The 12,427-nt window shown below is 73.3% G+C and carries 12 protein-coding genes and 1 riboswitch; of the genes, 6 read left to right on the top strand and 6 right to left on the bottom strand.

Going from position 1 to position 12,427, the window contains the following annotated elements; all coding sequences use genetic code 11:
- Positions 1-76: 76 nt before the first annotated feature.
- From LO772_RS11755 to gcvT, 5 genes are all read right to left on the bottom strand, one after another.
- Positions 77-475 (bottom strand): type II toxin-antitoxin system death-on-curing family toxin, encoded by a 399-nt coding sequence (locus LO772_RS11755; RefSeq protein ID WP_231778348.1) that lies wholly within the window; start codon positions 473-475, stop codon positions 77-79.
- A complete protein-coding gene (locus LO772_RS11750; RefSeq protein ID WP_231778347.1) occupies positions 472-717 on the bottom strand; it encodes a type II toxin-antitoxin system Phd/YefM family antitoxin in 246 nt (81 codons plus the stop codon). The genes LO772_RS11755 and LO772_RS11750 overlap by 4 nt, the downstream gene beginning before the upstream one ends.
- A 247-nt stretch (positions 718-964) precedes the next feature.
- Positions 965-2,230, bottom strand: coding sequence for a serine hydroxymethyltransferase (gene glyA / locus LO772_RS11745; RefSeq protein ID WP_269453191.1), 1,266 nt, complete (start codon positions 2,228-2,230; stop codon positions 965-967).
- Between the two features lie 29 nt (positions 2,231-2,259).
- A complete protein-coding gene (gene gcvH / locus LO772_RS11740; RefSeq protein ID WP_231778346.1) occupies positions 2,260-2,643 on the bottom strand; it encodes a glycine cleavage system protein GcvH in 384 nt (127 codons plus the stop codon).
- 88 nt (positions 2,644-2,731) lie between these two features.
- Positions 2,732-3,859, bottom strand: coding sequence for a glycine cleavage system aminomethyltransferase GcvT (gene gcvT / locus LO772_RS11735; RefSeq protein ID WP_231778345.1), 1,128 nt, complete (start codon positions 3,857-3,859; stop codon positions 2,732-2,734).
- Positions 3,860-4,184: 325 nt separating this feature from the next.
- Positions 4,185-4,291: riboswitch (glycine riboswitch) on the bottom strand.
- Positions 4,292-4,602: 311 nt separating this feature from the next.
- On the opposite strand from gcvT, the gene LO772_RS11730 reads away from it, so the two are divergent.
- The 3 genes from LO772_RS11730 to LO772_RS11720 all read left to right on the top strand — a co-directional run bounded on the left by LO772_RS11730 (position 4,603) and on the right by LO772_RS11720 (position 6,947).
- Entirely contained in the window at positions 4,603-5,319 is a 717-nt protein-coding gene (locus tag LO772_RS11730) for an enhanced serine sensitivity protein SseB C-terminal domain-containing protein (RefSeq protein WP_231778344.1), read from the top strand.
- A gap of 332 nt (positions 5,320-5,651) precedes the next feature.
- The gene (locus tag LO772_RS11725) at positions 5,652-6,350 is read left to right on the top strand and encodes an enhanced serine sensitivity protein SseB C-terminal domain-containing protein (protein WP_231778343.1); all 699 of its coding nucleotides are present in this window, start codon (positions 5,652-5,654) and stop codon (positions 6,348-6,350) included.
- A 48-nt stretch (positions 6,351-6,398) separates the two neighbouring features.
- Entirely contained in the window at positions 6,399-6,947 is a 549-nt protein-coding gene (locus tag LO772_RS11720) for a hypothetical protein (RefSeq protein WP_231778342.1), read from the top strand.
- A 22-nt stretch (positions 6,948-6,969) separates the two neighbouring features.
- Here the strand turns inward: LO772_RS11720 and LO772_RS11715 are convergent, their stop codons facing one another.
- Positions 6,970-8,493, bottom strand: coding sequence for a DUF885 family protein (locus LO772_RS11715; RefSeq protein WP_231778341.1), 1,524 nt, complete (start codon positions 8,491-8,493; stop codon positions 6,970-6,972).
- Positions 8,494-8,682: 189 nt separating this feature from the next.
- Between LO772_RS11715 and LO772_RS11710 the strand changes: the two genes are divergently transcribed.
- The 3 genes from LO772_RS11710 (at position 8,683) to LO772_RS11700 (ending at position 12,341) form a co-directional block, all read left to right on the top strand.
- Entirely contained in the window at positions 8,683-9,870 is a 1,188-nt protein-coding gene (locus tag LO772_RS11710; protein WP_231778340.1) for a cysteine desulfurase family protein, read from the top strand.
- A 207-nt stretch (positions 9,871-10,077) separates the two neighbouring features.
- The gene (gene mnmA / locus LO772_RS11705) at positions 10,078-11,145 is read left to right on the top strand and encodes a tRNA 2-thiouridine(34) synthase MnmA (protein WP_231779507.1); all 1,068 of its coding nucleotides are present in this window, start codon (positions 10,078-10,080) and stop codon (positions 11,143-11,145) included.
- 269 nt (positions 11,146-11,414) lie between these two features.
- Positions 11,415-12,341 (top strand): alpha/beta fold hydrolase, encoded by a 927-nt coding sequence (locus LO772_RS11700; protein ID WP_231778339.1) that lies wholly within the window; start codon positions 11,415-11,417, stop codon positions 12,339-12,341.
- Positions 12,342-12,427 lie beyond the last annotated feature (86 nt).

Here is a 12,427-nt window from a genome sequence, read left to right as displayed (position 1 = left end):
GTGCCGAGGCCGACGCCGGCACCGTGACAACGCGGGGCTTATGGCCGCCTTGGTCGGCGAAGACGGTGGTCAGTGGTCACGTTCGAGCGTCGACCCCGAGCATCGCGCGCATCGCGGCACCGATTTCGTCGACCTCCGTCAGCACACCCTTCGCGATGTCGATCACCAGATCGAACGCGGCATCCTCGTCGAGAGTGCCGACATCGACGCCGTTGCGGGCGAGGAAGACGACGCCCGCGACGAGGCCGGTGCGCTTGTTGCCGTCGATGAACGGGTGGTTCGCGACGATCGAGTGCAGCAGTGCGGCGGCCTTGAGCCACAGGTCCGGGTAGGCGTCCACGCCGAAGGCGGACGCGCCGGGCCGCGCCACGGCGGACTCGATGAGGCCGATGTCCCGGACCCCCGGATTGCCGGTGATCTCCTCCGCGACGGCGATGACGTCGGCGGCGGTGAGCAGATAGGCGGAGCCGGTCATGCGTCCCTCAACCGGTCGAGAAGGTCGGGGTGGCGCTCCGCGAACTGCCGGGCGAGCGCGCGCACTTGCACGTCACCGGCTTTCTCCGGCAGGTCCGCCGGCACGATCGCGGCGACGCGGCGGCCGTGCCGCGTCAGGTACACGACCCGGCCGTGCGCGGCGTCGTCGACCAGCTCGGCGAGGCGGGGGCGCGCTTCGCTGACGGGGATCTCGACGGGGTGGTTCACCGGCTCGGAGTTCATGCCTGGATTGTACAAATCTGCCGTCTGTTTAGTACAGATACTTTGCATGTCGCGTCCAACGAGCGATGGCCCCGCGGGTCACGTGGGGGGCGTCACTCGTCCGGGTGTTTCGGGCGCGCTCGACGAGCCGTGCGGGGCGCGGGTGGCGAGGTTCCGGCCCGAAGCGGAGGCACACCTCACGACGTAGCGGCCCGTCCCACGCTTCGTGCGCGGGTCGGGCCCCTACGGTCGTTGCCTCAGGCGGTCGTCACAGATTGCCGTACAGCGGGTGCTTCGCGGCCAGTGCCGCCGTCCGTGCCCGGAGGGCGTCGCGCTTGGTGTCGTCGTAGTCGGGTTTCAGGGCTTCGACGATGACGTCGGCGACCTCGGTGAAGTCCTCGTCGGTGAAGCCTCGGGTGGCCAGGGCCGGGGTACCGATGCGGAGGCCGGAGGTCTTCAGGGGGGGCAGCGGGTCGTTGGGGACCGCGTTGCGGTTGACGGTGATGCCGACCTCGTGGAGGCGGTCCTCGGCCTCGCGGCCGTTGAGGTGGTTGTCGACGAGGTCGACCAGCACGAGGTGCACGTCGGTGCCGCCGGAGAGCACCTTGATGCCCGCCTCGGCGGCGTCCGCGCGCAGCAGGCGCTCGGCGAGGAGCTTCGCGCCCGCGAGGGTGCGCTTCTGGCGGTCCTTGAACTCGTCGCCCGCGGCGACCTTGAAGGCCACCGCCTTCGCGGCGATCACGTGTTCGAGCGGGCCGCCCTGGAGGCCCGGGAACACCGCCGAGTTGATCTTCTTGATCAGTTCCTCGGTGGCGAGGATCGCGCCGCCGCGCGGGCCGCCGAGGGTCTTGTGGGTCGTCGTGGTGACGATGTGCGCGTGCGGGACCGGGCTGGGGTGCAGGCCCGCGGCGACGAGGCCCGCGAAGTGCGCCATGTCGACCCAGAGGTACGCCCCGACCTCGTCGGCGATCCGCCGGAACGCCGCGAAGTCGAGCTGCCGCGGGTACGCCGACCAGCCCGCGACGATCATCTTCGGCCGGTGCTCCTTGGCCAGCCGCTCGACCTCGTTCATGTCGACCAGCCCGGCCGCGTCGACCTTGTAGGACACGACGTTGTACTGCTTGCCGGAGAAGTTGAGCTTCATCCCGTGCGTGAGGTGTCCGCCGTTGGCCAGGTCGAGGCCGAGCACGGTGTCGCCGGTCTGCAGCAGCCCGAAGTACACCGCGGCGTTGGCCTGCGCGCCCGAGTGCGGCTGGACGTTCGCGGCCTCCGCGCCGAACAGGGACTTCAGGCGCTCGATGGCCAGGTTCTCGACCACGTCGACGTACTCGCAGCCGCCGTAGTAGCGGCGTCCCGGGTACCCCTCGGCGTATTTGTTGGTCAGCACCGAGCCCTGGGCTTCGAGGACCGCGACGGGCGCGAAGTTCTCGGAGGCGATCATCTCCAGGGTCGACTGCTGGCGGTGCAGCTCGTCGGCGACGGCGGCGGCGACCTCAGGGTCCACCTCGGCCAGCGGACGGTCCAGGATCGTCACGGTTGGTCAGCTCCTCGCTCGGGGAAGGCTCACGCGCCGGTGAAGGCGTCGTACTCGGCTTCGGACATCAGGCCGTCGGTCTCGGCGGCCGGGGTGTCGAGGTGCACCTTGATCAGCCAGCCGTCGCCGTACGGGTCGGAGTTGACCAGGCTCGGGTCGGCCGCGACCGCGGCGTTGACCTCGACGACCTCGCCGTTCGCGGGGGCGAAGAGGTCGCTGACCGACTTGGTCGACTCCAGCTCGCCACACGGCTCACCCGCGGTGACGCGCGCGCCGACCTCGGGGAGCTGGACGAAGACCACGTCGCCCAAGGCGTCGGCGGCATGCTTCGAGATGCCGACGACGGCAGGGCTGGTGTCCGTCGTCAGCCACTCGTGGTCCTTGCTGAAGAGCAGGTTCCGGGGTGCGCTCACGAGTCCATTCTCCTCTGTTGTGCGGGGTCCCTGATCCTCAGGGGTTTTGGTGGGGCATTCGGAGCTTTTGCCGGTGTGTGCCCGGCGGTCAGGCACGCCGGTAAAACGGCAGGGCGACAACGTCGACCGGTTCGGCGGTGCCCCGGATGTCGACGGCGAGGCGCGTGCCGGGCTCGGCGCGGCCGACGGGCACGTACGCCATCGCGATCGGGGCGCCGAGGGTCGGGGAGGGCGCGCCCGAGGTGATCGTGCCGAGCCGGTCGCCGGTCGCCGGGTCGAGGACGGCGTACCCGGCCCGCGGCACCCGGCGGCCGGGCGACCGCAGGCCGACCAGAGTCGCGCGGGGGCCTTGCCGCTCGCGGGCGGCAAGGGCGTCGCGTCCGACGAAGTCCGCGGGTTTGTCCAGGCGTACGACCCGGCCCAGGTTCGCTTCGTACGGGGTGACCCCGGTCGTCAGTTCATGTCCGTACAGCGGCATGCCGGCCTCCAGGCGCAGCGTGTCGCGGCAGGAGAGCCCGGCCGGGACCAGGCCGTGCGCCGCGCCGGCCTCGGTGAGCGCGGTCCACAGGCGTGCGGCGTCGGCGGGCGCGCAGAACAGCTCGAAGCCGTCCTCGCCGGTGTAGCCGGTGCGGGCCAGCAGGACGTCGACGCCGGCCGCGGTGGTGCGGTCGGCGGCGTAGTACTTGACGGCGTCCAGGTCGAGCGCGGTGAGCGGCGCGAGGATCGCGAGCGCGTGCGGCCCCTGCACGGCCAGCAGCGCGTAGTCCTCCGACAGGTCGGTCACCCCGGCATCGAACCCGCTTGCCCGGGCGAGGAGTTCGGAGGAGACCAGGGCCGCGTTGGAGGCGTTCGCGACGACCAGGAAGTCGTCGTCGGCGAGGCGGTAGACGATCAGGTCGTCCAGGATGCCCCCGGCCTCGTCGCAGATCATCGTGTAGCGGGCGCGGCCGACGGCGACCTGGGAGACGAAGCCGACCAGCGCGTGGTCGAGCGCGCGGGCCGCCTCGGGGCCGCGCACCGCGATCTCGCCCATGTGGGTCAGGTCGAACAACCCCGCCGCCTCGCGCACCGCCCGGTGCTCGGCGCTCTCACTGCCGTAGCGCAGGGGCATCCGCCAGCCCGCGAAGTCGGTCATGGTCGCGCCGAGCGCGTCGTGGACCGCGTCGAGCGGGGTGCGGCGCTGCGGCGTCGGCTCGGCCGCTGCGGTGGACGTCATGGCTGTACTCCTCGCGGAATGGCGATCTCGGGGGTGGTTTTTGTCGCGATCCGTCCGTCGTCGAACCCTATGTCCGACGCGGCTGCGGGCACGCCGGAAGCCGGACGTGACACGGGGCGGAACGGACGGGTCGAGCGGTCCACGGAGGCTCCCTCGGTGGGCGCGGCACGGCTGGGCCGCGTGCGCCGGCGGGCGGGTCGCCTCCCCCTCTGTCGTGGACCTGAGAGCTTCACGCGCCCCCGGTACGCCCGAGACGGGCGCCGGCGGCGGCTTGCACCGTGGGTGAGCCCCGCCGGGACGGCACGGGACTGCTTTCCAGAGTCGCCTCGCCCGCGCGGTACGGGGGCCTGAGAGATTTCGGGGAGGAATTGCTCCTTCGGCGCCCCGGGGGTGCGCTGCACGCGCCGCCGGGGGCTCTCCCGCGTGGGGTCGAGGGCCGGTGTGAAGTTGTGCGCGCATGCTATCGGCCGCCGCCGTGCCGCGTCGGACCGGTTCCCGCGTAGGACTCCGCGCCCGCGGGGCCCGGCCGCGGCCCCCTCCGGTCGCGTACCGGGTGTCTCGGCCGCCGCACGGGGGCGTGCCAGGCCCCCCGGGCACGCCCTAGGCTGGGACCGGGTCAAAGCGGCACGCTCCGGCCGCCCGGCCCGCACATCGACCGACATCCGGGGACGCCTGGCGAACTCCCGTGCGCGGCACGGCACTCGGGTTCCGTCGCGGCACCCCCGGCGCATCAGGAGGTGGCCGTGGTCTTCCCGGCGAACCACGTCGAACACTGCCTCGTCGCCGCGTTCCACGACCCGTCCCGCACCGGCGAGTTGATCGACGCGCTCGCGGAGGGCGAGGTGTGGGTGCCGCTGCCCGCCGGCGGCGGCCCGCAGGACGGCGAACTCACGCTGCCCACCACGGAGATAGCCGGCGGCCACTACGTTCCCGTGTTCAGCTCCGAGGAGCAGTTCCGGCGCATTGCCGGCCCGATGGCGTTCACCGTCGCGCCGGTGCGCGAATTCGCGCGCGGGCTGCCGCCGTTCGTCGGCATCGCGGTGAACCCCGGGGGCGACGTGGGCCTTCCGATTCCGCCGCAGGGGGTGCTGGAGCTGGCGCGCGTGCCCGGTGCCGGCTCGGCGGGCGCCCGCGTCACGCTGGCCGAGCCCGCCCCGCACGAGGAGCCGTACGTCCTTCTCGCCGCCGCGGCCGAGGAGTTCGCCGCCACGCCGGTGGTCCTGACCGCGCGCCGCGCCCTCGGGGTCATCGAAACCGACGCGCCGTGCCTGTTCATCGGCGTCGAACTGGACCGCTGGCAGGAGGACGACCGCCGCGAGGCCATCGCCGCGCTGGAACGCGCGGTCGGCCGCGCGGGATCGCCGTGGCCGGTCAACCTGGTGCTGATCGACCTGGCCCAAGACCCCATCGGCGACTGGATGCTGGACGCGGTCCGGCCGTTCTACGAGCGCGGCTTCTGACCGAGGGCCGCCGCCTCGCCGCCGAACTCGGCGCAAGCGCGGGGCCGTTCCGGTGCGTTTCCGGCGCCGTCCGGCGTGGCCGCGATCGGCAGCCGGACGCGGCACGTCGCACCGTGCGGTGCGGTCGGCACCACGTCCACCCGGCCCCGTGCGCCCGCGTGAGCGCGGCGACGATCGCGAGCCCGAGCCCCGAGCCGCCGCCGGTGACGGCCGAACTCCCGCCCGGCCGAAGCACCTTGGCCGGGCGACGACGACCGCTTCGCATTCCTCCGCCGTGCCTCCGCCGCGCCTCTACGATGGGCACATCGTCGTGTACGCAACCGGAGGGGACCGTGGCGTTTCCGGCCAACGAGGTCGAGCAGGCCGTGCGGCAGGTCGCGCCGCAGGATTACGAGGCGTACGAGCGGCTGCTGCAGGCTCTCGCGGGCGGCCACGTGTGGATGCTCCTCTGGCAGGGCGAACCGGGCAGCCCCGACGCGCAGTACGGCAACATGGAGGTCCACGGGTCGCGCTACGCCCCCGCGTTCACGTCCGAGGAGCAGTTGCGCGAGAGCCGCTGGGACCGCGGGTGGGAGGTCCACGCGGTGATCGAGATCGCCGCGACGCTGTACCCCGACCAGTGGGGGATCTGGCTCAACCCGCACCGCGACGGCGGCGGCGTCGGGGTCCCGTACCTCGACCTGCGGCGCATCGTCGGCGGTCTCGACAAACTGCCCCCCGGCCCGCTGCGGGTCGGCGAACCGGTCGTCGACGACTCGGCGTTCTGGGCGGCGCTCAGCGCCGAGCTGGCGGCGTCGGGGGTGGTGCGCGCGGCGCACCGCGCGTACATCGAGCCCGCGATCGGCGCGCCGCGCCTGGTGATCGGGACGCAGTTGGCCGACGCCGACCCGGCGACGCTCGACCGCATGAGGTTCGCGATGTCGCGCGCGGCCGGGATGCTCCAGGGCATCACCATGTCGTCGGTCGCGTTGGACGACCCGTATGACCCGGTCGCGAAGTGGATGCGCGAGAATACGCGTTCGTTTCTGTGACCTCGGTGCGGTATCCGGAGCATCTGTCCGGTCTGAAAGGGTGCGCGCGTGCATGAGATCCGCATGGAGCTGGGCTTCGGCCAGCGCCTGCCGTACCTGGCCGCCGGCTGCGGTCTGACCGCTCTCGGCATCGTGAGCATCGTGTTCGACAGCACCCCGACGTCGCTCTTCCCCGGTGTCGCGATGCTCGTGATGTTCTTCGTGTCGGCTCGTTGGGGTGCCGTCCTGACCCCGTACGGGCTGACCGCCAAGGGCCTGACGACCCGGCACTTCGCCTGGCCGGAGATCGCCATGGTCGAGGTGTCGAGGTTCCTGGGCACCCAGACGGTGCGGCTCACGCTGGCGAACGGCAAGCGCACGCGGCTCCGCGCGCCGGTCAGCGGCTGGGGGGCCCAGGACGCCCATTTCCCGATGAAGGCCTACACGATCTGGCAGTGGTGGGCCGCCGGGAGCGGGCGCGTGGCGCAACCCGACGGACCCGTGCCGCCGCTGTGGCAGCAGCCTCAGGCCGTGCCGCCGCAGCAGCAGTGGCCGGGTGGGCAGGGGTGGCCGCAGGCGCCGGCCGGGCAGCCGCCGTACGGCCCTCCCGGTCCGTGACCCGGCGCGGGCCGACCGGGCGTCACCCGCGTTCGATCGCCGCGTCGATCAGCCCGAGCGGCGGGCTGCCGAGGTCGAGCAGCGCTCGGTGGAAGCGCTCCAGGCTGAAGTCCTCGTTCCATGTCTTGCGCGCCCGCTCGCGCAGGTCGTAGATCGCCAGCTTGCCCCACGTGTAGCAGCCGTAGGTGGCGTCGAACGTGCCCCGGCGGGCCTCACCGACCGCTCCGGCGCGCGCGAGGTGGGCGTCGGCCATGAAGCGCCGGGTCGACTCCGCGACGTCCATCGTGCCGGTGTGCAGCCCGATGGCGGACGCGAGCCGGGTCACCCGGACCAGCGCCTCCAGGCACATGCCGATCGTGTACCGCGGGTCGTCCGCGCGGAAGCCCTCCTCGACGAGCAGTTCCTCGGCGTAGTGCGCCCACCCTTCGGCGAACGCCGACGAGTACAGCACCCGGCGCACGTCCGACGACACGCGCCGGAGCGCACGCGCGTGCGCGAAGTGCCCGGGCGCCACCTCGTGCGCGGTGATCGCCGGCAGCGTGGTGCGGCTGAAGAGCGTGAGCCATTCCTCGGCCTCGTCGGCCGGCCAGTCAGGCTCGGGCGGGGTCACGAAGTACCAGGAGGGCGCGTCGACTTCACCCGGCGCGTTCCACGACATCATCGCGACCGCCCAGCGCATCGACGCGGGGGCCGGGCCCACCTCGCACACGCCGTCCAGGTACGGCGCCAGCCGCCTCTCCCGGCAGAACCCGACCACCTCGGCGGTCGACGCCCGCGCCTCGGCCACGACGCCGTCGGCGTCCGCGTGGTCCGCCAGGAGCTCGGGGAGCAGGTCCGCGGGCCCGCGGTCCGGGTCGTACGCCCGGCACGCCTGGGCCATCAGCTCGCGCAGCCGGTTGCGCTCCGCGTCCGCCCGTTCCGCGAGCGCGCCGAGGTCGACCTCCATCGCCTCGCTCGACCCCATCAGGCGCGACAGCGCGGGCCCGCCGAGCGCCGGGTCGGGGTCGCCGTCGCGGGAGGCGGCCTCCAGGTGCGCGACGAACCGCGCGAGCGCGGCGAGCCCGCGCCGCCCGCTCTCACCGTCCTCGGGCCGGACGGCGGCGGCATGGCCCCGGGCCGACGGGAGCAGCGCCCGCGCGACGGGCGCGGGGACGCGGTCGAGCGCGGCGACCGCCATGTCGACCGCGTCGGGCCAGCTCGCGAGATGCCGGGCGCGGGCCTCGGCGCGTTCCCCGGCGGGCGCGTATTCCTTGTCGTAGACCGAGAGTTCGAGGTTGTTGATGTGCATGCGGGGGTCGCGGCGGTGCAGTTCGAGTTCGCCGAGGACCACGCGCGCGTGGTCCTCGAACGCGGCGAGGTGCGCCTCGTCGTGCGGGTCGTCGAGCGGCGCTCCCGTCGGAGCCGTGCCGCCGCCGAGCGCCGCGAGCCCCGCGCGGACTCCGTCGGGGGAGAGGTCCTGGACCCTCCCGTCGTACTCGTGCCGTCCGGCCCCTCCCCGGGCGTGCGCGACGGACAGATCACAGAGGGCTCGAAGTCGGGCGTCCATGAGCGTGAGGCTACGGGGGGACGAAGGCGGCGCGCGGTGATATTCCGGAGATGCACCCGCACGGGACCGGCCCGCGCCCGCCGGCCGTGCCTCCGCGCCGCCGGCCACGACGGGTTCGGCCGGATCGGAAGGCGTCGTTCCGGGCTGCCCGACTCCTGACGCGCCCGCGGGATTAGACTACGGAGCGCAATGGCCTACTTCGATCATGCGGCGACCACTCCGATGCGCCCCGAGGCCGTCCGGGCCATGACCGGACAACTCACCGTGCTCGGCAACCCGTCGTCCCTGCACGCTTCCGGACGCCGTGCCCGCCGCGTCGTCGAGGAATCGCGCGAGGTCATCGCGGAGGCGGTGGGCGCACGGCCCAGCGAGGTCGTCTTCACCGCGGGCGGCACCGAGGCGGACAACCTCGCCGTCAAGGGCCTGTACTGGTCGCGCGTCGCGGCCGACCCGGCGCGTCGCCGCGTCCTCGCGTCGCCGGTCGAGCACCACGCCGTCATGGACGCGATCGCGTGGCTCGCCGACCACGAGGGCGCCGCCGTGGAGTGGCTGGAGGTCGACACCGACGGCCGCGTCCACCCCGACGTCCTGCGCACGGCGATCGCCCGTGACCCCGGGACCGTCGCGCTGGTCAGCGTCATGTGGGCGAACAACGAGGTCGGCACCGTCCAGCCGATCGCCGAACTCGTCGCGGTCGCCCACGAGTTCGGCATCCCGATGCACGCCGACGCGGTCCAGGCGGTGGGCCAGGTCCCGGTCGACTTCGCCGCGTCGGGCCTCGACGCCATGACGGTCTCCGGGCACAAGCTCGGCGGCCCCCTCGGCTGCGGCGCGCTGCTGCTGGGCCGCAACATGACGCCAGTACCGCTGCTGCACGGCGGCGGGCAGGAGCGCGACGTCCGCTCCGGCACCCTCGACACCCCCGCGATCGCCGCGTTCGCCGCCGCCGCGGAGGTCGCCGTACGCGAACAACCCGACTACGCCGCGCGCGTCGGCGAACTGCGCGACACCCTGGTCCGCCAGGTGCTCGAACGCATCCCGGACGCCGAACTCAACGGCGACGCGCGGCTCGACCCGGCCCACCGCCTGCCGGCCAACGCGCACTTCTCGTTCCCCGGCTGCGAGGGCGACTCCCTGCTGCTCCTGCTGGACGCCCGGGGCATCGAGTGCTCGACCGGATCGGCGTGCTCGGCCGGCGTCGCCCAGCCCAGCCACGTGCTCCTGGCGATGGGCGCGGACGCCGCCCGCGCGCGCGGCTCGCTGCGCTTCAGCCTCGGCCACACCTCCACCGCGGCCGAGGTCGACCGGCTGACCGAGGCGATCGGCCCGGTGGTGGCCCGCGCGCGCATGGCCGGGCTGACCTCGCAGCGCCGCTGAACGGCCGACTTTCTCCCGGAAACCCATGCGGGGGAACCGGCCGCCACCCCGTACCCTGGACGGGTTATGACTGACCCCGCCATCTCCCCGGCCCCGGACGCGTGCGAGCCGATCCCCGCGCTGCCCGAGCCGGGGGAGACCGCCGCCCCGCACCCCGCCCGGCCCGCCGACCCGTCCGCCGGGCGTCCGCTCCGCGTGCTCGCCGCGATGTCCGGCGGCGTCGACTCCGCGGTCGCGGCGGCCCGCGCGCACGAGGCGGGGCACGACGTGACCGGCGTGCACCTCGCGCTCTCGGAGAACCCCAAGTCGTTCCGCACCGGCGCGCGAGGCTGCTGCACCCTCGAAGACGCCCGCGACGCCCGGCGCGCCGCCGACGTCATCGGTATCCCGTTCTACGTGTGGGACCTGGCCGAGCGCTTCCGCGAGGACGTCGTCGAGGACTTCTTCGCCGAGTACGAGGCCGGGCGCACGCCGAACCCGTGCCTGCGCTGCAACGAGAAGATCAAGTTCGCGGCCCTGCTCGACCGCGCCCTCGCGCTGGGGTTCGACGCGGTGTGCACGGGCCACTACGCGGTGCTCGTCGACGGCCCGAACGGCCGGGAGCTGCACCGCTCTTCGGACCACGCCAAGGACCAGTCGTACGTCCTCGGGGTGCTCGACGCCGATCAGCTCGCGCACGCGCTGTTCCCGCTCGGCACCGACACCAAGGACGCCGTGCGCGAGGAGGCCGAGCGCCGCGGCCTCGCGGTGGCGCGCAAGCCCGACAGCCACGACATCTGCTTCATCGCCGACGGCGACACGCAGGCGTTCCTGGCCAAGCGGCTCGGCCGTACGCCGGGTGACATCGTCGACACCGACGGCACCAAGCTGGGCGAGCACGAGGGCGCGTACGCCTACACCGTCGGCCAGCGCAAGGGCCTGCGCATCGGCCGCCCGGCGCCGGACGGCAAGCCGCGTTACGTCCTCGACATCTCGCCGGTGGAGAACACCGTCACCGTGGGGCCCGCCGAGGCGCTGAACGTCGGCGCGCTGACCGGCATCCGCGCCCGCTGGTGCGGTGAGGCGCCGACGGGGAGCCTGGAGTGCACCGCCCAGGTCCGCGCCCACGGCGACGAGTACCCGGCCGTCGCCGACGTCGACGGCGGCCTGGTCACCGTCCGCCTGCTCGCCCCGATCCGCGGTGTCGCCCGAGGCCAGGCGGTCGTCCTGTACGACGGCAGCCGCGTCGTCGGCTCCGCCACCATCGACGCCACCACACGCGCCGCGGCCGTCTGAAGACACCGCGTAGGCACGGGACTTCGCCGGTTTTCCGGCGTCCGGCCGCCTCCGTGGCCGCGGCGCGTCCCGTCCTCGCCGGTCGGCTCACGCGTGCCCTGTCGGTGGATGCTCACATGGCCGCAATCTCCCGTTACCACGAAGGCAACTTCGGTGACTGGGTGGGTAAGAGTACATAGCGAAACGACTTTTCGGCCTGCGATCCCCGCGCAGCGACCGGGCTTTCGCGACGTGCACTCTTCGACACTCGGGGGCATGGGAGGGGAGCGATGGCCGCAATCGTGTTGGTGCACGGGATCGCGCAGGAGTTCAGGTCGGCCCGCAGCCTGGAGGACGAGTGGCTGCCCCGGCTGGCCCGCGGCGTCAAAGCCGCCGGCTACCCGGAGACCGCGGACCGCCTGTGGAAGTACCGCCAGACCCGCCGCGGCATCGAGACGCGGATGGCCTTCTACGGCGATGTCATGCGCCGCCACCCGTCGCAACCCGACGCCGCCGAAGCCGACGGACTGCGGCAGGAAATGGCCGACCGGATAGGCCGCGAATGGCTGGACCGCGCCGCCGAACGCAGCTCCGCCCCGCCCGAACGGCAGCGCGCGGCACGGGAGATCGCGCGGCTCGAAGGCGGCCCCGACCAGACCGGCCGTACCGTCGTGCTCTCGCCGACCTGCGGCCTTTCCGGCCTCAAGTGGTTCGCGGCGGACGGGCCCGGATCGGCCGGAGGCTTCGTCAACAAGGCACTCGCCCAGCTCACGCGCTACCTCACCGACGACAACACCCGCGCGCGCATCCTCGACCGCGTCGCCGCCGACATCGGCTTCGACACACGCGTCGTCATCGGCCACTCACTCGGTGCGGTCGTCGCCTACGAACTCGCCCACCGCCTGCGCCGGCCCCTCCCTCTGTTGATCACCCTCGGCTCACCCCTTGGCCCCGACACCGTCATCGACGACTGGGTACGCCCGCAGCCCGCACAGCCGCCGTCCTACGTCGAACGCTGGATCAACCTCGCCGACCGCGACGACCTCATCGCCGCCGAACCCGCCCTGGCCCGCCTCTTCCCCACCCGCCGCCAAGCCACGGCCCCCGAACTCCGCACCGGCTACACCCTCGAACACGGCGCGGCCCCCCACAACCCCGACTTCTACCTCATGCGCCCCGAAATCGGCCGAAGCATCGGCCAAGCCTTCGCCGCCTGACCACTATTCTTCCCCGCCCCCCGCCCCCCGCCCCCCGCCCCCCGCCCCCCGCCCCGAGTCCGTGCGCCGCTTCTCCACAGCAACTC

The sequence above is a fragment of the Yinghuangia sp. ASG 101 genome (assembly GCF_021165735.1).
In the GTDB taxonomy this organism is placed as follows: domain Bacteria; phylum Actinomycetota; class Actinomycetes; order Streptomycetales; family Streptomycetaceae; genus Yinghuangia.
This window is presented reverse-complemented; position numbering and strand designations above follow the sequence as displayed.